Below are 25,534 nucleotides of genomic sequence, written 5' to 3' on the forward strand. Positions count from 1 at the left end.
CTAACGCAATTCAACTCGTCCACATCGCGACGTCAGTTGCCAATGCTGTTGCAAGCCCGCGACGGAACGATGACTCGCGAACTGTTGCTGCACCCGGGCCAGCACGGGCTCGGCATGACTCACGAATCACTTGCAGCCGACACCACTACAACAGCCGTTTGTGGATACTGCAGCACCGGTTGCGGGCTGAAACTGCATGTACGTGATGGCCAAGCCGTCGGCCTGACACCCGAAACCGACTATCCGGTGAACCTTGGCATGGCTTGCCCCAAAGGTTGGGAGGCGTTGCGAGTTCTGGAATCCGACGATCGTGCGACCGTACCGAAGCGACGTAGCAGCGACGGTGACTTGGTCGAATTGTCGTGGAACGACGCCCTAGAGCTTTTTTGTTCGAAATTCAAATCGATTCAAGCGAAGCACGGCAACGATTCGGTCGCATTTCTGAGCACCGGCCAAATGCCTTCCGAAGAAATGGCGTTCTTGGGCGCCTTAACTCGTTTCGGTATGAACATCCGACATGGTGACGGCAACACGCGTCAGTGCATGGCGACCGCCGTGACCGCATACAAAGAATCGTTCGGGTTCGACGCCCCGCCGTTCACTTACGATGATTTCGAACAGAGCGATTGTTTGGTTTTCATCGGCGCCAACCCTTGCATCGGACATCCGATCCTATGGGAACGGGTGCTTCGGAACAAAAACAATCCTGAAATCATCGTCATCGATCCGCGCCGTACCGAAACGGCCATGGCGGCGACGGATCACGTTCCATTGAATCCCAAGAGTGACCTCAGCCTACTTTACGCGATCACGAATGAGTTGATCACAAACGATTGGCTCGATCGCTCGTTCATCCGAGAACATACCCATGGCTTCGAGCAATTGAGGTCGCACGTCGCTCGCTTCGACGCCGAATCCGTCGCACGTTCCAGCGGTGTATCGGCGGATCAGATTCGACGCGTTGCAGCGAAGATCGGATCGGGGAAAGCAGTTTCGCTTTGGTGGACGATGGGCGTCAATCAAAGCTACGAAGGCACCCGAACCGCACAGGCGATCATCAACATCGCACTGATCACCGGCAATATCGGTCGACCGGGCACCGGCGCTAACAGCATCACCGGCCAATGCAATGCGATGGGCTCGCGACTATGGAGCAGCACCACCAATCTGTTCGGCCACCACCGATTCGACCTTGCCGAGGATCGAAAGAAGGTTGCCGAGGCACTTCACTTTCCCGTCGAATCGATCCCTTCCGAACCGAGCTGGTCCTATGACCGGATCCTCGAGGGAATTCGAAACGGCGAGATTCGCGGCCTCTGGGTCGTTGCGACGAATCCCGCACACAGTTGGATCGACCAGGACGATGCTCGCGAGCTTCTCAATCGCCTTGATTTCTTGGTCGTTCAAGACATGTATGAATCGACCGAGACGGCTCGTCATGCGGACTTGATTTTGCCAGCCGCAGGCTGGGGCGAAAAAGAAGGCACGTTCATCAACAGTGAACGGCGTTACGGAATGCTAAAGAAGGTCCGACAATCACCTGGACAAGCTCTCGCGGACTTTCAAATTTTCCGAGCCGTCGCGCACTACTGGGGACTCGGTGAAAGATTTGCCGAATGGACGGATCCCGAATCGGTGTTTCGAATCATGCAACGGGCAAGCGTCGGTTCGCCGTGTGACATTTCGGGGATCGAGGGATACGAACACATCGACCGCTGTGGTGGCATTCAGTGGCCATGGACCGCGGCCGATGCGGCAACCAGCAACGACAATATTCCGCCGATCCAGCGCCGTTTGTTTGCCGATGGAACGTTCTGTTATGCCGATGGCCGGGCCAAGTTGATTGTTGACGAAATCACGCCGCTGCCCGAGGTCCCGGACGATACCTATCCCGTGATGCTATTGACCGGGCGTGGCACCGTCAGCCAATGGCACACGCAAACGCGAACCAGCAAGAGCCCTGTCCTCCGGAAACTCTATCCGAAGGATCCGTACATCGAGATCCACTCCAGTGATGCTCAATCGATGGGCGTTTTCAACGGCGACTTGGTACGAATCACTTCACGTCGTGGATCGATCGTTGCTGCTGCAATGGTGACACCGACGGTCCGCCCCGGTCAAGCATTCATGCCCATGCACTATGAAACGACGAATCGGTTGACGCTTAGCCATTTTGATCCTCACAGTCGACAACCTAGCTACAAAAACTCTGCGGTAAGAATCGAGAAGGCGTAAACACCATGTCAGACGAACCATTTTCCGACGAGCAAAAACAGTATCTGTCCGGATTCACGTTCGGAGCCGATGTCGCACGCGCCGTCAGCGGCTTGCCCGTGTTAAGCGGTCGCGCCGCACCGGCCGGATCAATGTTGTCGGTTGGGGGCGGCGGCGCCGATTTGAATGGCCAAGTATTGCCGGTCGGCCCCGAGCGGATCGCCTTGCAGGCTCAAGCAGACACCGAAAAATCCGGCCGCAAACTTTGCAAAGAAGAACTCGCCAAACGCGACAAGAATCCGCTGGACATGTGGGACGAAATCGTTGCCCGGTCCAAGGCGGGTCAATTCCCGAAGGGAACCGATGTCTTTTTGACCAAGTGGCAAGGATTGTTCCATGTCGCACCGGCACAGGATTCGTTCATGTGCCGAATGCGTCTGCCGGGCGGCGTGCTGCACGCTTGGCAATTCCGTGGACTGGCGGATCTTAGCGACGTATCGGCAGGCGGTTACGTCGATGTGACCACGCGTGCCAACTTGCAATTGCGGGAAATCCCCGCCGATCAGGCAGCCAACATTCTGTACGGGCTTCGCGAACTGGACATCGTCACCCAGGGATCCGGCGGCGACAACATTCGCAATTGTACGGCCAGCGCGTTGTCGGGCATCGACGAATCCGAGTTGATCGAAACCATTCCGCTTGCTAAGCGAATGCACCATCATATTTTGAATCACCGCGAGATGTTTGGCTTGCCTCGAAAGTTTAACATCGCTTTTGAAGGCGGCGGACGAATCGCTTCGCTGGACGATACCAACGACATCGGGTTTCGCGCCGTTCGCGTCGATGAAACCAACGCGTCCGACGATCTGCCAGCGGGAGTCTATTTCCAACTGACGCTCGGTGGCATTACCGGGCACAAGGACTTTGCGCGCCCGACGGGCATCCTGCTTCGCCCCGATGAATGCGTCGACGTGGCCGGCGCAATCGTGCGAGTGTTCGTAGCCAGCGGTGATCGCACCGATCGAAAAAAGGCTCGCTTGAAGTACGTGTTGGACGATTGGGGTTTCGACAAGTTCGTGGAAGCCGTCGAAGCCGACATGGGTACGCCTCTACGCCGCGTCAACGCGAATCGACTGACGCCGTCGAACGCCGAAGACCGGTTGGCACATGTCGGTTTTCATCGGCAAGCACAAGCGGGACGCCAATACGTCGGTGTCGTGCTGCCGGCTGGACGGATGACCAGCGACCAAGTTCGCGGACTGTCCGACATCTCGCAAACGTTTGGCAATGGCGAAATTCGCTTGACCGTTTGGCAAAACTTGATCATCCCTCACATTCGTGATGCCGATGTCGACCAGGTCAAAGCAGCCATCGAAGCGATCGGTCTCGATCACGATGCCAGTTCATTTCGGGCAGGCCTGGTCGCCTGCACTGGCAGCGCGGGGTGCAAGTTCGCCGCCAGCGACACCAAGGCGGATGCGATGCGAATTGCGGAAACACTTCAGTCACGCTTCCAACTTGACGAACCGATCAACATCCACGTCACCGGCTGCCACCACAGTTGCGCCCAGCACTACATCGGCGATATTGGTTTGATCGGTTGCAAAGTCGAACGAGGAGACGACATGGTCGACGGTTACCACATTCACGTCGGTGGCGGATGGGGCGACCGGCAAGGCATCGCTCGCCTGCTTTTGGAATCGGTCCCTTCGGACGAGATTCCCGAAGTGGTTGCATCCGTCGTGGGTGGCTACATCGAAAAGCGACTTGGCAACGAAAGCTTCACGTCATTCGCAAAGCGTCAGACGATCGACGATTTGAAAACACTATTGACTGTAAATGCATAGCGGACATCGGTTCCCTTGCTTCCTTCACTAACGACACGCGACGATTCTTATGAGTAGCTTCATTCCCGCGACGGCGCCTTTCAATGAAGAACAGCGTGCTTGGTTGAACGGATTTTTCTCTGGTCTGATGGGCGTGCAGAATGGTGCGACGGCAGCGGATGCGTTGTCGGCGGCCGGTTTCATCAACACCCCGATTACTGTTGAAGAAGACGCCGAAGACGACTTCGCTTGGCACGATTCGACGCTGCCGATCGTGGATCGAATGGAATTGGCGGAAGGAAAACCGATCGAACGCAAACTGATGGCCGCCATGGCTCAACTGGATTGCGGATCGTGTGGCTACGTTTGCCAGACCTATGCGGAAGCGATCGCATCGGGAACCGAAAGCAACTTGACGCTCTGCAGTCCCGGCGGCAAAGAAACGAAGCAAATGATCAAGCGATTATTGAAAGAGGGTGGTGAGTCCGACACACCCGCGGCAAGCAATGGAAACGGCAACTGCGCAGCGATGCCGACGGGTTACTCGCGGTCACGCCCCTTCGAAGCGAAACTGATCGAATCGCGACCGCTCAATCAAGAGGGATCGGCGAAGGATACGCGTCACGTGGCGATCGACTTGTCCGGCTCAGGTCTGACCTATCATGTGGGCGACGCGTTGGGTGTGTTCCCGGTCAATTGCGATGCTTTGGTTGCAACGATCATCGAACGCATCGGGGCCGATGCGACGTTGAATGTGACCAGTCCATCGGGAATAAGTAAATCGTTGGCGGCGGCCTTGCGTGAAGACTTTTGCTTGAAAGATCCGTCAGACGAATTGCTGGCGTTGGTCACGGATCGCGCCTTGGACAATGACAAACGCGACATGCTTCAAACGATGGCGGACGAAGGCGTCCCCGAGGGCTTTGACGTGCTGGACGTATTGGAAGTTGCACGATGCGATGCGATGACGGCAACGGAGTTTCTGGAAACGCTCGATCCGCTCAACCCACGTTTGTATTCGATCGCTAGCAGCACCAAGATTGTCTGCGACCAGGTTCACTTGACTGTCGGCAAGGTCGTCTACGAACGCGAAGGAAGAACTCGTAAGGGCGTGGCCAGTACCATGCTCGCCGATCGCGTCGAATCGGGTTCGACGGTGCGAGTATTCGTCCAACCCAACCACGGCGGATTCACGGTTCCCGCCGACCCCCATCAGCCCATGATCATGGTCGGCCCGGGGACGGGCATCGCGCCATTCATGGCGTTCCTGCAGGAGCGCGACGCGACGAAGGCGGCCGGCAAGAATTGGCTGTTCTTTGGTGACCAGCACGAATCTTTCGATTTCCTCTATGAAGACGAATTGAAGGCCTACGTCGATAGTGGACTGCTGACGCGTTTGGATACCGCATTTAGCCGCGACGGAGATCGCAAGGTCTACGTCCAAGATCGCATGCGAGAGAATGCCGCCGAGCTTTGGCAGTGGCTGCAGAGTGGTGCAACGTTTTTCGTGTGCGGCGATGCCTCGCGGATGGCGGCCGATGTCGAACGAACTCTCGTCGACATCGCCGAGGAACAAGGCAACATGAGCACCGACGAAGCGAAAGCCTATGTGAAAAAACTCGCCGCGGACGGCCGATACGTCCGCGACGTTTATTAGTTTTTCACTTGCCTATACGGGGTCGTATGCCAAGTTGGGCGATAACCATCGCTCGACTTCGCGAATCGTTTCGCCTTTACGCTTTGCGTAGGATTCGATTTGATCCTTGGTGACGCGGTCGACCGAGAAGTAACGTGCTTCGGGGTGGCCAAAGTACAAGCCGCTGACTGCCGCGCCCGGGTACATCGCGTAGCTGGATGTCAGTTCGACGGTGGTGTTGGCGGTTGCGTCGAGCAACTCGAATAACGTCTTTTTTTCGGTGTGGTCCGGGCAAGCCGGATAGCCCGCTGCGGGACGGATGCCGCGATACTTTTCATCAATCATTTCTTCGGCCGACAGATTTTCGCTCTGTCCGAATCCCCAATCCACGCGGGCTCGTTGGTGCAGCATTTCTGCGAGAGCTTCGGCTAGTCGGTCGGCGATGGCTTGAACAATGATCGATGACTCGTCATCGAGTTCGTCTTTGTACTTCTTTGCTAAGGCTTCGGCGCCGATGCCAGCAGTCACGACAAAGCCACCGATATAGTCTTCGCGACCGCTATCAACCGGTGCGACGTAGTCGGCAAGCGAGCGATAGTCGGTCGTGCCTTTGCGTTCCCATTGCTGACGCAGACAGTGGAACCGTTTCGCTTCGGTCGTCCGCGATTCGTCGGTGTACACGATGATATCATCGCCATCGGATGCGGCCGGCCAAAACGCGTAGGCAGCTTTGGCTTGCAGCAAGTTTTCGGCGATCACTCGATCCAACATCGCGTTGGCCTTTTCGTAGACCTCTTTGGCGATTTCGCCAACGACTTTGTCTTGGAAAATCTTGGGGTACTTGCCCTTCAATTCCCATGTCATGAAGTACGGTGACCAGTCGATGAACGGTCGAATTTCGGCAAGCGGAATATTGTCCAAGACACGCGTGCCCGTGAACGAAGGCTTGTCGATCGCGACGGTCTTCCAATCTGTCGCAAATCGTTTTTCGAGAGCCTCGGCATAGGTGACCAGTTTCTGTTGTCGATCGCGGTAACTGGCGACCAACTTCTCTTGTTCGACGACGTTGGCTTTGATGAACTCGTCACGATTGTCTTGGTTGAGCAACTTTTCGACGACACCGACACTGCGACTCGCGTCCAAGATGTGCAACACCGGGCCATCGTAAGCTGGGGCGATGCGAACGGCGGTGTGCTTCGCACTTGTCGTCGCGCCACCAACCAACAACGGCATCGTCATACCGGCGCGTTTCATTTCACGGGCGACGTGGACCATCTCATCCAAGCTGGGCGTGATCAACCCGCTCAATCCGATCATGTCCGCGCCATGCTTGACCGCTTCTTCCAAGATCTTTTCGCACGACACCATCACGCCCAAGTCGATGACTTCGTAATTGTTGCACTGTAACACCACGCCGACGATGTTCTTACCGATATCGTGGACATCACCTTTTACCGTTGCGATCAAGAACTTGCCGCGTGCATCGTCGCTCTCGATCCCCGCCAGACGCTTTTCCTCTTCCATAAAGGGTTCAAGGTAGGCAACCGCCTTTTTCATAACACGCGCGCTTTTGACGACCTGGGGCAAAAACATTTTGCCTTGGCCGAACAGGTCACCCACGACACCCATGCCATCCATCAAAGGTCCCTCGATGACTTGCAAGCACTTGTCGTAGTGCTGTCGTGCTTCCTCCGCATCCTCGACAATGTACTTGTCGATGCCCTTGATCAACGCGTGCTTCATCCTTTCTTGGATCGTTCCCGATCGCCACGCCAGGTCTTCGCCGGACTTTTTCTTGGTGCCGGTGCCCTTGAACGATTCGGCGAAATCCAACATCCGGTCAGTCGCGTCGGCGCGACGGTTCCACAGAACGTCCTCAACGTGTTCAAGCATGTCTTTGGGAATTTCTTCGTAGACCTCGAGTTGGCCCGCGTTGACGATGCCCATGTCCAAGCCAGCTTTGATCGCCCGGTAAAGGAACGCGCTGTGGATGGCTTCGCGGACGACATCGTTGCCACGGAAACTGAAACTGATATTGCTGACGCCACCGCTGGTTTTTGCGCCAGGGCATTCTTTCTTGATCCGGGTGACCGCATTGACGAAGTCGACGGCATAGTTGTTGTGTTCATCCATGCCGGTGGCGACCGTCAGAATGTTGGGATCAAAGATGATGTCTTCGGGTGGGAAATTGACCTGGTTGACGAGCAAGTCGTAGGCTCGTTTGCAAATTCGAACCTTATTGTCTTCGTCGGCGGCTTGGCCTTCTTCGTCGAACGCCATGACGACGGCGGCCGCACCGTATTGACGAACCAAGCGCGCGCGGCGAAGAAACTCAGCTTCACCGTCTTTCAATGAAATCGAGTTGACGATCGATTTGCCTTGAACGTTTCGCAGGCCTGCTTCGAGAACTTCCCACTTGCTGCTGTCGATCATCACCGGCACGGTCGCGACGACTTCGTCACCGGAAATCAAACGCAAGAATCGCGTCATCGCTTCGGCGCCGTCCAACAGCGCGTCGTCGAAGTTGATGTCGATAATCGTTGCGCCGTTTTCAACTTGTTCGCGGGCGACTTCGACGGCTTCTTCGTACTTTTCATTGCGGATCAGGTTGGCGAATTTTCGGCTGCCCGTCACGTTGGTGCGTTCACCGACCATCGTAAAGGGAATCTCAGGCCGCATCGCCATCGGCAAGGTGCCCGACAAACGGGTCAAAGTCGGCAGCGATTTGATCTTTTTGGGCTTCGAGCGTCCGATGCGATCGGCCATCGCCGCGATGTGATCGGGGGTCGTACCACAACAGCCGCCCAGAATATTGACCCAACCGTTGTCGGCGTATTCACCCACCTTGGCCGCCATCGCCGCCGGGCCAAGATCGAACTGCCCCATTTCGTTGGGCAAACCCGCGTTGGGGTGACAACTGATCGGTATGCCTGCGACTTTGGACAACTCTTCGATGTGCGGACGCATCACGTCCGGTCCCATCGCACAGTTCATTCCCACCGATAACAACGGAAAGTGATTGATCGCCGTCCAGAATGCCTCGACGCTTTGAGCGCTGACGAACGTGCGACCGCCATCGGCGAATGTCCCCGAGGCCATCACGGGAACCCGTCGGCCACCGCCGTCGAAGTAGTCCGAAATGGCGAACAAACATGCTTTCAAGTTCAGCGTATCGATCGCCGTTTCGGGCAACAGGATATCGACGCCGGCTTCGCAAAGCGATTTGACTTGGGCTCGGTAGCTGTCCACCATTTCCATGAATTCGGCGCCACGGTGGGCCGGGTCTTCGGTGGTGCTGATCGCCAATTGGCGGGTCGTCGGACCGATGGATCCGGCAACGAAACGTGGCTTGTCGGGAGTCCGCTCAGTCCACTCGTCCGCCGCTTTTCGGGCACATGCGACGGCCGCGTGGTTGATCTCATCGACCAATTCAAGCGGCAAATCGAATTCGATCATGCCGACCGGACTGGCCCCGAACGAGTTCGTTTCGACGATGTCGCTGCCGGCTTCGTAGTATGCGGCGTGGATACCGGTGATTTTTTCCGGATGGGTCAGGCACAGGATATCGGAGAAGTTCTTGAGGTCCTTATGGTGCTCAGAGAACCGTTCACCGCGAACACCGGCTTCGTCCAGCCCCAAACGCTGAATCATCGTTCCCATGGCACCGTCGAGCAGCAGGATTCGCTCGCGGATCAATTCGTTCAGTTGGGTGTCGGTCGAGTCGGCTTGAAGCATTTTTGGCTGCAGTTTCACGCGGGTACAAACGGGGATCGGTCGGGAATGAACCGGCTTAATCTTCGTTGTCCAACCGGGGTTTCACAACCCGAACAAATTGGTTTTGACGTTTAGTCTTGCCTGATCGTTCAACTTTGGCTATTCCGCAGAACCCTAAAGATCCGGAAGCATGATTCCGATGAGTAAGAACAGAACCACTTGGTTCGGGTTCATGGCATTTTTGAGAACGGGTCAATCAAGGTCTCGTCGGCGGGAAATCCCGTCGCCAGTTCACTGATTTGCACCGTTCACCCTCGACACCAGGAAGATCGCATGACCGTCTCGCCAAATCGGCCTCTAGACGGCAATCGCCACGCTCGTTCACACGCTGATCAACACGGCAGCCGACCGGGGCATGCCGATCAGCCCGAACAGTCGCTCGATTCCGAATCGCTCGCCTTACCACCGATCCTGTTCAAGCTGCGTGACGTGTCGCCTCCCGCTACGACCAGTCGAATTACGAGCACCGCTGCGCCGCAGACTCAAAAAACGGCTCCGCCGAATCAAATCCAAACGTCGCCGAATCAGAATGGCGCTCTGGCGACGGAATCGCTGGCGACGATGGGCATGAATTCAGTAACGGATTCAGCGCGACCCGCAATCGAAACGCAGCCAGCTGCCGATCCCTATCGAGCAACATTGCCCTTCCGAGGCGATTCTGCGGGGTCGGCAAAGGTGGCGCCCGAGTTGCCGAACACCACTTCGGGTGACGCGGCAATGCCTAAGCCCGAACGACCAACTTCGGACACCCGTCCGGCAGGCCGGACGTGGATGGAGGCGGCGATGGCCCACCGAACGGTCTTGGTCTTGCTTGCCGCAGCGATCGGTTTTGCGTTTTGGACCAGTCGCGGTTCATCTGATCCATCAGCCATCGATTCTTCGCTGGCAAAGATCGACGATGCGTTAGAAATCGACACTGGCGAATTGGCTGTGGAGATTCCGACGGTGGACTCGGCAATGGTCGCCAACGCGAAAGCGAAAGCCAAAGAGTTATTGCCGAAGCCGACGGAAGAAGATCTCTCGGCAGCGATCCTTGCGATCGAATCCGACGCACCGCCGGTCGCCCCAACGGCCCCATCGGTTGCTTCCTTGAGCCCGCCTCAACCGTCTGGCAACGAACTGTCCACGCCGGGGTTTGATCCGGCGATGCTGTCGACGAAAACACTCGGCGCGTCACCTGTATCCAGCCGAACACCCAACGCGATGGCCGGCGACATTGCAAGCGGTTTGCCGACACTCGAAGACCTGGAATCGCCGGCGAACGTCAACAGTGGTTTCTCGGGCACAAGTTTGAACGGGGCCAACCCGAACGTTCCCGTCATGTCAGCCACTCCGTCAGCCGTGAGTGATTGGTTGCGGTACCTACCGCCCGCCCATTCCGGTTCACCTCAGTAATTCATTCTCCTCCCCCATCTACGTGTTGCCATCATGAGCTCGAACGAACAAGCATTCGTAAAAGCATTTGCTCGCCGAAATCGAAACATCGACTCAAAACAGCCTCCGATCGACAAGGCTGTCGCAAAGGTTTCGAGCGCGCCGGAATTGACGTTGGACAAGAAGGTCGCCGGCACGGCTACGATCTGGATCGATCCGATCGAAGGCGAAATGGCGAGAGGCGATGCAGCCCAATCGGCAGTGCCCCGACCGCACGTCGAACCGGCCCACGTCGAACCGGCCCACGTCGAACCGAGGCGCCACACAGAACCGGGGCAAGCAGAACAGATTCAGCCTGAACCCATTTGGCGCGACGACCCTGGATCGCGACCCGCGGCACCGAAACCGGCGCCGTCGGCGGCAAAACAGTTAGAAGACGATCTCGCAGCGTCGGTCCACGGACCAGCCGGAACGACAAATGACGAAAACGGCATGGTCGACGAGGTCGCCCGCATGGTGGCTTCGCTGCAGCAAATCCACACGGCATACGCAACCGTCGAGTCTCGTGAACTGCATTGGCAGGGCACGCTGACCGATGTCGCGACGGAAAACACAACACCTCAACCGGCACGACCGGCAACCGCCCCGCAACAAGCGGTCGAATCGCCGACCCTGAAGCAACCCGCTGCTCCGAAGCCAACCATTGCACCGGAGCCAACAACTGCACCAGAGCCCGTCAATGAAGCAATGAGCACGTCCCAGCCTCGCTCGAAGGGGGCATTTCAAGCGGCGTGGGAAGTCGACGTGTTTGACATCCCGAAGCCCGTTGCCGATCTGTTCTTCAACGAATCGCTGTTCCAAGACCTTTCCGATCGGATGGCGGAAGCCGTTGCCGGCGGACTCCACTCGATGTTGGTGACCAGTGCTAAACGGGGCGAAGGCCGAAGTTCCGTCGCCATCGGAATGGCGTTGGCCGCTGCTGATTCGGGTATCCGCGTTGCTTTAGTTGATGCCGACATCGACGACCCGACGCTTGCCGATGACATGCGTTTGGATTTGGAATTTGGCTGGCTCGACACGTTACGAAGCGGCTTGTCGGTCAAGGAAATTGCCGTTCACGCCGTCGAGGATGCGTTGACGCTGATCCCGTTGATCGGCAACAACCAGTCACATCCCGCAACGGCAACGGAAATCACCCTACTAATGGACGAGCTTCGCCAGCGTTTTGACTTGATCATCATCGATGGACCGGCCGGAAACTCAGCGAGACTGCAAACATTGGCGTCGACGATCGATAGCGCGATCATCGTTCGCGATGCGAGTCGCACCGACGCGACCTCCGTGGACGACTTTGCCAAGTGGCTCAACCGTTCGGGCGTCCAGGGCGTTGGCATGGTCGAAAACTTCAGCCGACAAGTCCAAGCTTAGCGATCAACCGCTAACAGCAGCCTTCCGTACCACAGCAATCGTCACCGATCACGTTCATCTTGATCGAACGCTTCGGTTGGGTCGCCGGCGCGGTGGCGGATGCGTCCGTTTCGCCGACTTCGGCTTTCAAGCCGATGAAGTCTTCCACGTAGGGCGGTTGCATCAATCGATCAAGCGTCGCGGAAGCGATGGGAATTCGCACGCCACGGTCAAAGCAATTCCCGTGGTCATCGATCACGTGTTGGTAGGGGCCACGATAAATCACCGCATCGGATTCGATCGCGCGATCGTCCTCGAAGTGTCCCTTGTACGCGATCACCGTTGCCGATCGAAATTCGATGCCTTCCACCGTCTGCCATGGATCGCGTTGCAACACGGGCATTTCGACGCCATGAAATCCGGCGCGAACGAAGGCGTCGATGAATTCATGTTCTTCAAAGGCACCCGAGATGCATCCGCTCCAAAGTTTGGCGTCGCGTTGCATCTCCATGGGGACCGGTTGATCGCAAACGATGTCGCTGATTACCGCACGACCACCGGGACGAATGACGCGGAAGATTTCGTCGAACAGTTGTTCTTTTTCCAACGGATCGACCAGGTTCAACACACAGTTGCTGACCACGACATCGACCGAGTCATCCGCAATCATCGGTCGTTCGTTTCGCATTTCGGCGATGAACGATTCGAGTCGCTGCAAATCGGCTTCACAGGTCACCGGATGTTCCACCAAGTACGCGTCGACGACATCACGATCGACGGCCAAGTCTTGGATCTTGCCTTTGAAGAAATGAATGTTCTCGAATCCGATTGCGGAGGCGACTTTGGCTTGGCTCTGACGCGCCAGCTCCAACATCGTGTCGTTCATGTCCACACCGACGACCTTGCCTGCCGCACCGACGACTTGCGACGCGATGAAACATATCTTGCCGCCACCGCTGCCCAGATCCAACACCGTCTCGCCCGTACGGACCCACTTCGACGGATCGCCGCAACCGTAGTCGCGATCGATCACTTCCTGAGGAATCACTTTCAAATATTTGGCGTCGTAGTCAACCGGGCAACAAAGCTCGACTTCGCGCTGACCTGCGGCGGCCGAGTAACGATCACGAACGGCTTGTTCGGTATCCATTGATTGCGATCCATGTCCGAGTCATCGAGGGCAACACGTCGTCAAACGACGCATTGCAAATGCTTGAAGGGGCAAGTCTGCCATTCAACGCCGCGTCCGCCTAGCCTGCGAGTTTTGCCAATGGGCAGCGGACGTCGACGTGAATGCACGTCGCACCTTAACTCAAATGACCGAACGTCCGTGACGATCGCCATCGATCCGCAATCGCCGGCCCCCATTGAGTGCGGACGTGGCCGTACGGGTCACGACACCTGGGCTGCTGGACAACACACGAATCGCCCCGTGGCGATTCGGCGGAATTACTATTTACCGGAGGCCGATTCTGTGGCCGCCTCGCGAAAGGTGAGGTTGTCGTACAGGACGCCTGTGGGCTCTCCGTCTTGAGCTTCCGTTCGAAATCCGAATTGCAAGAGTTCTCCCTCGAATTCCTTTTCGATGGGGATCGAAATGGTGTGACTTGCCCACTCTGACTTGCTTGCCGATGTCGTTTCGAATTCGAAAGCGGCCATCGTTCCGTATGACTGATCGCTTGATTTCAACACCTTCACGAACGCGAACGTTTTTGACTTTCCGCCCGGTGAGAGCGTTCCCCCGTTTGCGCAGGTCGCCTTGTAGTCGAACTTGAATTCCCATGTCTTCCCACTATCCCCAACCGCGACGGGGTTATCTCGAAAAACGATTGCGTCGAGCCAAGACTCAGAGCCTCCATGGGCTTTCGCTTCGTTGTAATCGCTGTAGATATTGAGGTGCCGGGTTCCCTGTGGCCCTGTACTTTCGCCTTCCTGGGATGCATTGTCCGCAATGCCCGAAAATCCTGATCCGCCGTTGGGCGCGGGGAAGGTTCCGTAACTGAACAGTGGCGTCTTGTCGTTTTGAGTTCGATCCGACGGTTCGCCTTGCCAGTTTGCACCGTAAGTGGTCCAACCATCGGCCGCGATATCGTTGGGTGTTGCTTTGTCGTCATCGGCATCCGCCGTCGCCATACGCTCAAAGTCTTGGGTATAGGCGGTCAGTTCGGCCGAAGCTGAGCTGCAAATCGTTAGCCCGGCGATCAGGCCGCTTGCAAGGAAAGGTCGAAGAATCATCAGAGGCTTCCGGTTGTCAAAGTAGTTAGGTGCCAAAGCAAAAAAGTGGAATCGTTATCGCATTAAAGGTTTCGAGTCAGCTCGACTCGAGGACGTTTGCGATGCGGCACGACAGTCTAAGCTGCTGGCCTGACCCGTGATAGCGTTTCGTCGTCGGTCTAAATTCGGATTTGGATTCGAGCAATCAGGCTGTCCCGGAATTCTTACCGGATTCACCGCGGGAACCATGCTGACCAAATGCAAAGGTAGGCCACGACCGACACCAGTGCCGTGATCGCGATGGATTGGACGTGAGCCGGCTGCTTGACTTGAGCAATCATTGTGATCGCGAAAATGATCGTGACGCCGACATTGCCCCACGGGATCATCGGATAGATCCAGGTGAAGTTCGAAAACGGCCACAATGGCTTGAGTGCCCAATCGCTTAGCCCTTCGGCGCCCGACACGACGGCATCGGCTGGAATCTGTGACAGCGCCGCGACGGTGGCGACCAACACCCATACCAACCACGTTGGCCGCGAAAACGAATGGCGGACGTCAACGGATGGCGCAAGTTCGCGCAGTGGCCTCCATCGCGTCATGGACTTCGCCGCTCGTCCGATCAGATCGAATCGATAGTCGATCGATGCGAGGCCAAGCCCGAGGAAACAACAGGTCAGCAGATTGTGCCCCCAGACACGATGGCCGACTTCGAAGCGCGACATGTCAAACAACATCGGGACGCCGTCCCAATCGGGGGCAATCGCCGCGACCGCCGCCAATACGGCAAGCTTCCATCCGAAACGACGATGCAACCCCGTCGCCAGGAGGCCGTTCATCCCAAGCAGGGCATGCTCAAAGGTCGTCATGTTTTTGCTTCATCGGGGTATGAACGGACCCACCGCCGCCTTCTAACGCGGCAGTGCCAACTAGCTCTGAACAATCGGGACGCAGCTTACCGGGATCGACGAGCGGCAGGTGACATTGCTCGCTCCAGCGGTGAGTAGTACGCGTCAACGGATTCAATATAACGTTCATAGCTTGCCGTTTTGGGCCGCACACTTTCGACGATTGCCGGCTCGACCCAAATCCAAACGCACACTGACGCGATTGCAAACAGCAACGATGTCGCGAATAGATGTCCGACCTCTCGCTTCCAGTCCCTTCGCCAGATCATCCATGCGATCCAGCCGATGCCGAAAATCGCGATGCTTGCAACCGGCCCGCGATGAGCCAACCACTGTGCATTTGCTCGGCGGAACCACTTTGATCCGAACAACCAAGTCTCGGTATCCGGCGTGACTTGCGATTCGACGATGGCGATGAATCGGTCTGCCGTCGCGCTCACCTTGATTGGCAAACCCAATGATGCCCAACCGACTTGCCACTGAAAGGCGAGTTGCAGTGCGACCGCGACGATCGCACTTGCAATCAGCAAACTGCGGATACTGAACCGGAGTCGCAGCCGCGATCGCATCGCCATACCCGTCAACATACAAATGCCCCAGGCAAAGACAAGTGCGGTTAGCATCCAGTCTTGAACCGTGCTGCTGATCTGCCTGGCGGGACCGACGCCGAGAAAAACAAAACTGATACCGATCGCGACGAAAAACATCAGTCCCAAAGCAAACGAGAAGGATAGATGCGCCGACTGTCGTCCCGTCACAAGCCAAAGCATCAGTGCCATCGCTGCCACCAACATCCACGGGTCTATCAAGGCGATCGATATCGCACTGGCAGCCTCGGCAAGCGGATTGGATTCAACTCGGATTGCGTTCGCGAAAACCAATGAAGCAGCGACCAAATCGTTTTCCCATGCGATAGCGTCGGCGAGTCCGCGTTTCGTGAACTCGCTGACTTCACCTGTTTTCTGTTCAAGCGTTTCACGCTCCTTCCACGCCCACACTCGCAGTTTGGCAACGTTCGTATCGTAGCGAATCTCTGCGCCCGATCGTTCGACCGCGAAATCCGCAATGGCAGTTGCCAAGGCGACCAGTTCGGTCGGTGAAGGCGAACCGGGCATGGGCGATTTCACTTCGGACATCCGCAGCAAACCGCGAATCAACTGACATACATCCATCACCAACTCTTGCGAGATGAATCGATACCGCAACGACTCGGTGGTTGTTGCGACCGGATGCCCAGCCAGCCGATGCAAACGAACCAGTCCGTTGATCGCCGGCTCGCCGAGAGTCAATTCTTGAGCCGACGTGATCTGCTCGGCAAGCTCGATCGTTCGTTGCCAACTGGCCGCATTGTTGACGACGAACTCAAGAGCTTCGTCGAGGTCAACAGCTTGCTCGGACATGCGTCGTGCTTCGATGATGCCATACAGCGAGTTTCCCCCATCAATATCGCGTGCCTTGGCCAAAACTTCCTGCCAATCCGTTTCTCGCGGCGTGTCTTCATCGTTCGACATCATGGGCGGCCACAGCAAACGGGCCCGAACACGCCACCATGTCCGATTGTCAGGATCGAGCTCGATCGCCCGGCGAATCAATTCGGGTACGCGACCAGCAGCACTTGCATCGAAAGCATCCCGAGCGACTTCGATTCTCGCCATCACGTCTCCGTCAAAGTCCCCGACGCTGAACCGATCGCCGCCTGCTACTTCGGTGGCGACATCGGATGCGAAAAGCGTACAGGGCTGACTGAGCACCGTCGCCGCGGCGGCGTGGAGCTCCGCGTCGTGCGGATGTTCGGCCAACACTCGGTCAATCGCACGATTCCAATATTCAAGCTGGCGATCGGGGAACTGCTGCGTTTGCGTTCTGCAATCGACGACCTTCCCAAGGGTGGCCGAACGAAGCGTGTGCAGCGACATCGCGAACTCCTCCGAGCCGGTTCGCGATCGCCTGTGCATGCGGATCACCCCGACCAAGGCTACTAAAATCAGCCCGATCAGCGCCCACTGAGTTCGTCTTTGCATCCTGTGGTTGTAGCATTTTCGACTCTCGCGGACTGTGTGCAAAACGGCTGGGGCTTTCGACGCGTCCGGCGATCGATAGAATCCGTTTCCGCGACGAGAACGCTCTCGCCGACGAATCTCGCCTGTTTCCCCATTGTCCCGATCGCATGACCGACTCACTTGCATCCACCCCTCTCGACGGCTGGCACCGATCGGCAGGCGCCAAGATGGTGCCTTTTGCCGGGTATTCGATGCCGATCCAGTACTCGTCGATCGTGGCGGAACACCAAGCCTGCCGGACGTCGGCGGCGTTGTTCGATGTTTCGCACATGGGGCGGTTAAAATTCGAAGGCAACGGCAGCGAAGACCTGCTCGACCACCTGCTAACGCGGCGGGTGTCCGACATGCCCATGGGCCGCGTTCGCTACGGACTGATATGCGACGAAAACGGTGGCGTTCTTGACGACGTACTGGTTTCGAATTTGGAGACCCCGTCGCAGAAGCGTTTCCACCTATTGGTTGTCAACGCGTCGAACCGCCAAAAGATCATCGATTGGATCACGCCTAGGATGGATGATTTCCCGACCGTGACGATGTCGGATCGTACGGAGTTGACCGCGATGATTGCCGTGCAAGGGCCGCGTGCGATGGACGTTTGCCAGCGACTGTTCAAGTCCGATCCGACCAAACTGAAGTACTATCACGCGACGATCACCGACCAGATGAAAAAGCCGGTCATTGTTAGTCGCACGGGCTATACCGGCGAAGACGGATTCGAGTTGGTCGTGCGGGCCGAAGAAGCCAATCGCGTTTGGGAAAATTTGATGTTGGTCGGCCGCGATGTCGGTTTCACGGCCGCCGGCTTGGGTGCTCGTGACACATTGCGGATGGAAGCAGCGATGCCGCTTTATGGCCACGAACTGGACGAGACGATCGATCCGATCAGCGCCGGATTGTCGTTCGCTTGCAACCTAAAGGATCGCTCGTTCATCGGGTCCGACGCGATCGCGAAAATTGCGGCCGGCGGACCGTCACGCGTTCGGATTGGTTTATTGCCCGACGGCAAACGCCCGGCACGCGACGGATTGGACGTTCTGACGCCAGAGGGCAAAAAGATTGGTACCATCACCAGTGGTGGGCCTTCGCCGACGCTCGACCGCCCAATTGCGATGGCATACGTCGACGCCGAATTCGCGAACCTGCCGTCTTACCAGATCGATATTCGCGGCAAGATGGTGCCTGCGACGCCGACCGCCCTGCCCTTTTACAAGCGTCCCGCTCACTAACCACTAGGACTCAACTCACCATGTCACGCGATCCGTCAAAGTTGCTGTACGCCGAAACTCACGAGTGGGTGGACTTGGTCACCGATGCCGACCAATCGATCGCAACGATCGGGATCTCGGCATTCGCGATCGAACAACTCAATGATCTCGTCTACATGGACCTGCCCGAAGTCGGCAAGTCATTGACGGCGGGCGACGAATTCGGCGAAGTCGAATCGGTCAAAGCGGTCAGTCCGCTGTACAGCCCGATCGATGGCGAAGTCGTTGAAGTCCACACCGAATTGCCCGACAGCCTCGAGAAGCTCAACGACGATCCGTACAACTTCGGTTGGATCATCAAAGTGAAGGTCGGTGGCGATACGGGACGCGACAAATTGATGGATCACGCAACATACGAAAAACAATGTGGTGAAGCCGGTTGATGATTCGGCCAGGACGTTTGATCGCGTTTGCCGCTGGCGATGCCGCGGAAAATATGGCGTTGGACCAGGCGCTGTTGGAATCGATCGATGGCGGGTCGGAACCGACGCTGCGGCTGTACGGATGGCGCAGTCCGACGCTATCACTGGGATACTTTCAGTCGCATCTCGATCGCCAAACCCATGTCGAAAGTGCCGGTGTCGATTGTGTCCGCCGTGCGTCGGGTGGTGGCGCGATACTGCATGAACATGAATTGACCTACAGCTTGGCCTGGCCGATGACAGGCATGAGCGCTGGTGCGAACAAACAACTGTACCGCCAGACGCACGCAGCACTTGCCGACGCGATCGCTGATTTTGGCGTTCGAGGCGCACCGTTTTCGATGACGGGACGGAATGTTGTCGAAAGAGTGGACGGCGAATCAGAATCTGAATCTGAAACGACCGGCGACCCATTTCTTTGTTTCCAACGACGGACCGACGATGATTTGATCGTCAATGGCTACAAAGTGCTTGGAAGTGCTCAGCGAAAAGGGCGACGTGCCGTGCTCCAGCATGGTAGCTTGCTGGTTCGAGCCAGCCGGTTCGCGCCCCAGCTTCCGGGCATTTGGGATTTGGGAGGCACATCTGAATCGATTACCGAACTGGCCGATGCCGTCGCTGAAACGATAAGCCGCCACCTCAAAATTTGCTGGAAGCTTGGCTCGTGGAGCCCGGTCGAGCGTGAACGTGCCGAACACTGGTCGGCCGAGCGATTCGGAACATCGGCATGGCTCGAACGCAGATAGCCCAACGCTCGTAGCCCCGTCGGGTGGTTTGGTCTCAAAAAAAGCCGCAAGGTGGTTTGGATTTACGTTAATTGTCGCCAACCGGGATTTTCTCCGCCGTGAAAGTACCTAGAATGAAGCTGGCGTTCGAGTGAAACGACGAGACGTCGTGAATCATTCAACATGGGTTCACACTCAGTTTTTGTTTAAACGGTGCGAGCAATCGTATCGCCGTTGGGATAGGCTTATCGTCAAACAGATCCCCTTTGGGCGGCTGTGATCTCGGATCACGCACCCCAATAAAGACGGTTTCGTCGTATAAAGTTCAAGAGAGGTTGATCGATGCAAGTGAAGCTGAAGGTCCTGACCGGGAGCCATGAAGGCAAAGAAATCGCCGTCTTAAGCGAGAAGTTTCTGGTTGGACGCAGTGAAGTTTGCCAACTGCGACCGAAAAGCGAGTCGGTCAGTCGCAAGCATTGCATCATTGTTTTGAAGGACAACCGCGTGCTGGTCCAGGATTTGAATAGCCGCAACGGAACCTTCGTCAACGACAAGCGATTACCGGTTGATAAGGCAAAGGTGCTCAAGGGCGGCGACGAACTTCGAATCGGAAAATTGCTTTTCGAAGTGGTCATCGAACACGGGCTGCAGGCAGCGAAAAAGCCCGAGGTATCCAACTTCGGCGACGCCGCGGCGCGAACCGTCGAAGCGGGTTCGCACGACAGTCGTTTCGAAGCGGTCGACGTCAGCGATTGGCTAGACGAAGCAGATCAGATTGACCGTGTGCGAAAATTGTCCGACCCGGAGACTCGCCAGTTTCGATTGGACCAGAGTTCCGACATCGAAAAAACGTCGGCAGAGACCGATAGCTCTGACTTGTCCGTCAGCGAATCGACGGAATCCGTGAAACGAAGTCGGCCGGACAAGAAAGACAAGAAGGCGCCCGGGAAGTTGCCCGCGGATTTGAAGAAGGCCATGACAGATAACTCGCGTGATGCTGCCGACAATGCGTTGAAACGATTCTTCAGCGGACGTTGATCGGATCGGGCAGCGATAGCGGTCGGGCAAGATCGTTTTCCGTTCGCGAAACCCATCCGTCGCGTAAATGAGTTTGCTTCGCCACCGACACCAAGGTTTGCATCGTGGATGATTCCAATGCTCTGCTTGCCGACCAGTTTGGTGCGGGTCGAGATCGAGCGTTCGCCAAACTGATGCGACGCCATCACGACCTTGTCTTCGGGTTGTGTCTTCGCATGCTTGGCCACCGCCAAGACGCCGAAGACGTGACCCAAGAGACATTTTCTCGGTTGGCGAGGTACTTGGACCGCTGGGACCGCCAACGACCGCTCGAACCTTGGCTGGTGACGATCGCGGGCAACCGTTGCCGAACTTTGCTTTCGCGAAAACGTCACCACACTTCGCTGACCGCTACCGAAGAACCGGTGACGACGGTTGCGATTGACCGTCATGACGCGGACCTTTTGGCCGAAGAAGTCCAGTTAGCGGTCAACCAATTGACCCGTGATCAGCGGCAAGCATTTCAAATGTTCCACGAGCAATCGATGGAGTACACCGAGATCGCCCAACGAATGGACCGGCCGGTGGGCACGATCAAAACATGGGTCCACCGTGCGCGACTTCAACTGATCGAGTCGCTTCGACAACGTGACGTTGTTGACGTTCGGTCGCGTTCGTCATCTCCCTCAACTCGCTTCGGAGGCCCGCGATGACCATCACTTGCCAAAGATTCGAATCGCGAATGCAAGACTACCTGGATCGGCGAATGCCTGTCATGGCGGACGAAGCGCTTGTCGACCACGCGCGCGACTGTGTTGACTGTCACCAAAAATGGATGACGTGGCAGTCGATTGATTCAGTCACGCTGCAACAACAATTGGCTACGCAGGCGCAGAGCGAATCAGGACGGGTCCGCCCGATATCCAGGCTTGCGATCGCGGCGGTCGTTTTGATGGTTGCGTCTGTATCGGCAGTGCGTTTGATAGAAACCGATCCGACCGACGAAGCAAGTTCGGCGGCGGTGCTCAGTTCATCAACGACGACCTACGCTGTATCGGATACGACACTGATGGCCGACGTGGACCCGATCGCGTGGTGGCAAGACGTCCGCCCGGGCGACTGGATCAATGAAACGATGCCCGCGATGCGATCTGTCCGCGAAGGGGTGGCGCCGCTGGGCCGATCACTGCGACGAGCGGTTACGATTTTGACAACCGGCGGCGGAGATCAAACAACATGAAGCCGCATCCCCACAGATGGTTCTTGGCGATCGCAATCGCTGCGGTCTTCTCCCCCGTTGGCGTGCAAGCCGAACAGCTTTTTCAGCTTCGAAACGGGATGGTGCTGCGCGGCATGATGGCCGAGATCGCGACGCTGAAGGAAGGCTTCGGCGCCGCGTCGGCGGGCGAAACCCATGTCCGTCCGATCTGGTTGATCGACGACGGATTGCGACGGATCTATATCCACGGCAAGGGCATGAGCGACGGAAACCCCATCGATGTTGCCGATCCCACGCAAGCGATCGAGTTATGGCAAGCACGTCCACTTGGCGGCAAAGCGGTGGCCGGCTTGGGCGCGATCATGGGCGTTTCTCCTTTCAACGAATTCGGCCGACGTCAATTGACGATGCGAGGTCCCGAGGGACAGGTCAACGTGATCCAAGGCATCACAGAATTGAATTCCCGCTACGCCAAACTGGTTGCATTGAAAGGAAAACCGGCACTGTTGTGGGACATGCGGGTCTCCACCGCGTCGATCGACTCACCGACGCTGAAGCGAATTTTTGATCGACGCATTGCTGCCGATGACTTGGAAGGCAAGCTCGAAACGGTTCGCTTTTTCACCGATGCCGAACGCTACGACGATGCGAAGGAAGCGCTTTCATCGATCGAGAACTTGCCCGCCGACATTGATCGTGAAGCGATGTTGATTTCGTTGACCGAGCGACAAGCGATACAGTTGCTCAATGAAGCGAAGATGCGATCCGCGTCGGGCCAACGCCAATTGGCGCGAGGCATTCTTGAAAACTTCCCCATGCAGGAAGGCGGTCGTATCACGCGGATCCAAGTGCAGGACGAGATCGCCAAACTGAATGAATCGGAAACGCAAGCGAAACAACTGGGCGACCAACTGCGTGAACATGTCTCGGGGCTCGACGCCGGCCAGGCCGCACCGCTTGCACCGATCGTCGATGAGATCACATCGGGGCTGTCGCCGGACACGCTGCCGAGATTGAGCGATTACGCGCGACTGGGGAAATCGGCGGAGATCGCGCTCGATGATCGCGTCGCACTTGCAGTGGCCGGGTGGTTGCTGGGAAGTGGATCGGGTGAGCAAAACTTGAGCGTCGCAACGGCATTGATCGCCGTGCGTGATTTGGTCGCCGAATACTTGGGGACCGATGATCCCGGTCGGCGTGCGGCAATTTTGGAAAAATTACGAACGTTGGAAGGTGCCCAGGCCGAGTACGTCGATCGAATGCTGCCATTGTTGCAGCCACCACTGCCGTGGCCAGAGGGATCGGCCGTGGAAGGCGCGGACGGATTTTACAGCGTCGATACCGGCGCGGCGCTATATGCGATTCAGTTGCCACCCGAATACACCCCGCTTCGATCGTATCCGTGCGTTGTATCGTTGCACGGTGCCGGCGGATATGCCGAAGACCAGATCGATTGGTGGGCCGGAAAGTACAGCGAACACAACGGCGCTCGCATGGGCCACGCATCGCGGAACGGATTCATCGTGGTGGCTCCGGTTTGGAGCCGATCACAACAAAGGGACTACGAATACACACCGCTGGAACACGAGCGAATCTTGGTCAGTGTTCGGGACGCAATGCGACGCGCATCGATCGACTCCGATCGTGTGTTTTTGTCGGGACACGGCGAGGGGGGGACGGCCGCGTGGGACCTTGCACTTGCTCATCCCGACATGTGGGCCGGCATGATTCCGATCAACGCCAACCCTGATAAAACCGTTCATCACTACGAACTCAATTCGCGTTACATGCCGATGTACATCGTGATGGGTGAACTTGATGGCATCCGCGCGGACGGTTCGATCATGGATGATTACATGTCGTTCAATCACGATGCGATCGTGGTCATGTACCGTGGTCGTGGTCGCGAACCGTTCTTTGACGAGATTCCGAAGTTGTTCGAATGGATGACATCAGCCGCCCATCGCCGACGCGACATTCCTGAACAGATTGATGTTTCGACGATGCGAAACGGAGATCAATTTTTTTGGTGGCTGGAATTGGGACCGCTGAAGCCCGACGTCCAGATCGACCCGATCCTTTGGGACCAAACGTCTCGCATTCGCAGTGCGAAAATTTCTGCGTCGATCGGCGCCGACAATCAAATTCGCATCAGCAGTGTGCCATCGGACACTTTCAAAGTGCTGCTGAGACCACAACCGGGGATCGACATTGCGAACGAAATCATCGTGCGCTCGGGCACCCGCCCCTACCGGTTCCAATTCGATGGATCGTTAGAAACGATGCTGGAAGATGCTCGCCGACGCGCCGATCGCAAACGAGCGTTTTGGTTCGAAGCAACGATGCCGTAAACGGTTTATCGATTGGGTGAGCCGCGACGCGTGAGCGGCCGGGTAACACATGTCACCCAGAGCCTTACGGCCCGCGGCTCACCAAAACCCGACGAAACCGACAAGTACTTTCCTATTCGATGAGGCAACTCCGATGCAACGACGTGATTTCCTGACTCGCCCAGCCTTGATCGCTGGTTCGGCTGTGCTGGCGTCGACCGGTACCGCTACATCGAAATCGATGGCCGATGAATCGACACCGCCCGCATCGGAGCGTCGAATTCGGCAATCGGTGATGGGATGGTGCTTCAAAGACATCCCACCGATCGAACTTGCCAAGCATTGCCGCAGAATTGGTTTGGAAGCGATCGAAGGAATTTCATCGGACCACTACGAAGCGGTGACAAAACTGGGATTGAAAATTTCGTTGGTGGGCAGTCACGGATTCGCCAATGGACCGCTCGATCCCGACAACCACGCCGAGGTCGAAAAGAAATTGCGAGATGGCATCGATTTGGCCGTCCGCTACGGGGCTCCGAATGTGATCACGTTTACCGGCATGAAGAAAACGGGAATCAGCGACGAAGCGGCTCGCCAGAACTGTTTGTCATGCTGGAAACGAGTGATTCCGTATGCGGAATCCCAAGGTGTCGGCATCGTGCTGGAACATCTCAACAGCGTTGACGATTCTCATCCCATGAAAGGCCACCCGGGATACTGGGGGGACGATATTCACCTTTGTGCGGATTTGGTGAAAGAAATCGATTCTGCCCAATTTCGATTGCTGTTCGACATCTATCACGTCCAAATCATGAACGGAGACTTGATCCGCAATATCAGCCGTTATCGTGAAATTGTGGGGCACTATCACACCGCCGGAAATCCGGGGCGTGGCGAACTGAACGATACCCAGGAAATCAACTACCCGGCCGTTATCCGATCCATTCGCGATACGGGCTACGACGGGTACGTCGCTCAGGAATTCATTCCCACATCTAACGACCCAATTTCGTCCCTTGAGCAGGCTTTCACGATTTGTGATGTGTGAGCTTGGTGTCCGGGCAGTTATTATCAGGTGTCGGTCGGCGTCCTAACGTTTGCCCGCGGCGGTAACCCGATGGGCCTCTGCGGTGTCAGTAACGG

At 56.8% G+C, this 25,534-nt stretch carries 18 protein-coding genes; 13 read left to right on the top strand and 5 right to left on the bottom strand.

From position 1 onward, the window contains the following. Positions 1-69 precede the first annotated feature (69 nt). The 3 genes from Poly51_RS19870 to Poly51_RS19880 are packed head-to-tail and all read left to right on the top strand — an operon-like array spanning position 70 to position 5,697. Positions 70-2,235, top strand: a complete 2,166-nt coding sequence (locus Poly51_RS19870) for a molybdopterin oxidoreductase family protein (RefSeq protein ID WP_246114659.1) — start codon at positions 70-72, stop codon at positions 2,233-2,235. A 5-nt stretch (positions 2,236-2,240) separates the two neighbouring features. Next, on the top strand, positions 2,241-4,061 hold the full coding sequence (locus tag Poly51_RS19875; RefSeq protein WP_146459527.1) for a NirA family protein: 1,821 nt from the start codon (positions 2,241-2,243) through the stop codon (positions 4,059-4,061). Positions 4,062-4,110: 49 nt separating this feature from the next. Then, entirely contained in the window at positions 4,111-5,697 is a 1,587-nt protein-coding gene (locus Poly51_RS19880; RefSeq protein WP_146459528.1) for a sulfite reductase subunit alpha, read from the top strand. A gap of 12 nt (positions 5,698-5,709) precedes the next feature. Here Poly51_RS19880 and metH read toward each other — a convergent pair whose 3' ends face one another. Continuing rightward, on the bottom strand, positions 5,710-9,411 hold the full coding sequence (metH, locus tag Poly51_RS19885; protein WP_146459529.1) for a methionine synthase: 3,702 nt from the start codon (positions 9,409-9,411) through the stop codon (positions 5,710-5,712). Between the two features lie 312 nt (positions 9,412-9,723). On the opposite strand from metH, the gene Poly51_RS19890 reads away from it, so the two are divergent. Both Poly51_RS19890 and Poly51_RS19895 read left to right on the top strand, forming a co-directional pair. Next, positions 9,724-10,845: a hypothetical protein gene (locus tag Poly51_RS19890; protein WP_146459530.1), complete on the top strand. Its 1,122-nt coding sequence runs from the start codon at positions 9,724-9,726 to the stop codon at positions 10,843-10,845. 33 nt (positions 10,846-10,878) lie between these two features. Next, complete coding sequence (locus Poly51_RS19895) at positions 10,879-12,252, top strand: tyrosine-protein kinase family protein (protein WP_146459531.1); 1,374 nt, start codon at positions 10,879-10,881, stop codon at positions 12,250-12,252. A gap of 10 nt (positions 12,253-12,262) precedes the next feature. On the opposite strand, the gene Poly51_RS19900 is transcribed toward Poly51_RS19895, so the two are convergent. From Poly51_RS19900 to Poly51_RS19915, 4 genes are all read right to left on the bottom strand, one after another. Further along, a complete protein-coding gene (locus tag Poly51_RS19900) occupies positions 12,263-13,381 on the bottom strand; it encodes a methyltransferase domain-containing protein (RefSeq protein ID WP_146459532.1) in 1,119 nt (372 codons plus the stop codon). A gap of 302 nt (positions 13,382-13,683) precedes the next feature. Further along, a complete protein-coding gene (locus Poly51_RS19905; RefSeq protein WP_146459533.1) occupies positions 13,684-14,466 on the bottom strand; it encodes a hypothetical protein in 783 nt (260 codons plus the stop codon). A 212-nt stretch (positions 14,467-14,678) separates the two neighbouring features. Further along, positions 14,679-15,314: a metal-dependent hydrolase gene (locus Poly51_RS19910; RefSeq protein ID WP_146459534.1), complete on the bottom strand. Its 636-nt coding sequence runs from the start codon at positions 15,312-15,314 to the stop codon at positions 14,679-14,681. 86 nt (positions 15,315-15,400) lie between these two features. Then, positions 15,401-17,374 carry a hypothetical protein gene (locus Poly51_RS19915; RefSeq protein WP_146459535.1) on the bottom strand — a complete coding sequence of 658 codons (1,974 nt, stop codon included), beginning with the start codon at positions 17,372-17,374 and terminating at the stop codon, positions 15,401-15,403. Between the two features lie 146 nt (positions 17,375-17,520). Here Poly51_RS19915 and gcvT point away from each other — a divergent pair, with 146 nt between their 5' ends. The 8 genes from gcvT (at position 17,521) to Poly51_RS19955 (ending at position 25,439) form a co-directional block, all read left to right on the top strand. Further along, complete coding sequence (gcvT, locus tag Poly51_RS19920) at positions 17,521-18,639, top strand: glycine cleavage system aminomethyltransferase GcvT (RefSeq protein WP_146459536.1); 1,119 nt, start codon at positions 17,521-17,523, stop codon at positions 18,637-18,639. Positions 18,640-18,659: 20 nt separating this feature from the next. Continuing rightward, on the top strand, positions 18,660-19,061 hold the full coding sequence (gene gcvH, locus Poly51_RS19925) for a glycine cleavage system protein GcvH (RefSeq protein WP_146459537.1): 402 nt from the start codon (positions 18,660-18,662) through the stop codon (positions 19,059-19,061). Further along, a complete protein-coding gene (locus Poly51_RS19930; protein WP_146459538.1) occupies positions 19,061-19,846 on the top strand; it encodes a lipoate--protein ligase family protein in 786 nt (261 codons plus the stop codon). Before gcvH ends, Poly51_RS19930 begins: the two co-directional genes overlap by 1 nt. Positions 19,847-20,167: 321 nt before the next feature. Beyond that, entirely contained in the window at positions 20,168-20,863 is a 696-nt protein-coding gene (locus Poly51_RS19935) for an FHA domain-containing protein (protein ID WP_146459539.1), read from the top strand. A gap of 104 nt (positions 20,864-20,967) precedes the next feature. Continuing rightward, positions 20,968-21,555 (top strand): RNA polymerase sigma factor, encoded by a 588-nt coding sequence (locus tag Poly51_RS19940; RefSeq protein WP_146459540.1) that lies wholly within the window; start codon positions 20,968-20,970, stop codon positions 21,553-21,555. Then, a complete protein-coding gene (locus Poly51_RS19945; RefSeq protein WP_146459541.1) occupies positions 21,552-22,082 on the top strand; it encodes a hypothetical protein in 531 nt (176 codons plus the stop codon). Before Poly51_RS19940 ends, Poly51_RS19945 begins: the two co-directional genes overlap by 4 nt. After that, complete coding sequence (locus Poly51_RS19950) at positions 22,079-24,412, top strand: carboxylesterase family protein (protein ID WP_246114630.1); 2,334 nt, start codon at positions 22,079-22,081, stop codon at positions 24,410-24,412. The genes Poly51_RS19945 and Poly51_RS19950 overlap by 4 nt, the downstream gene beginning before the upstream one ends. A gap of 133 nt (positions 24,413-24,545) precedes the next feature. Continuing rightward, the gene (locus Poly51_RS19955; protein ID WP_246114631.1) at positions 24,546-25,439 is read left to right on the top strand and encodes a hydroxypyruvate isomerase family protein; all 894 of its coding nucleotides are present in this window, start codon (positions 24,546-24,548) and stop codon (positions 25,437-25,439) included. Positions 25,440-25,534: the final 95 nt, after the last annotated feature.

The organism is Rubripirellula tenax (assembly GCF_007860125.1).
Lineage (GTDB): Bacteria > Planctomycetota > Planctomycetia > Pirellulales > Pirellulaceae > Rubripirellula > Rubripirellula tenax.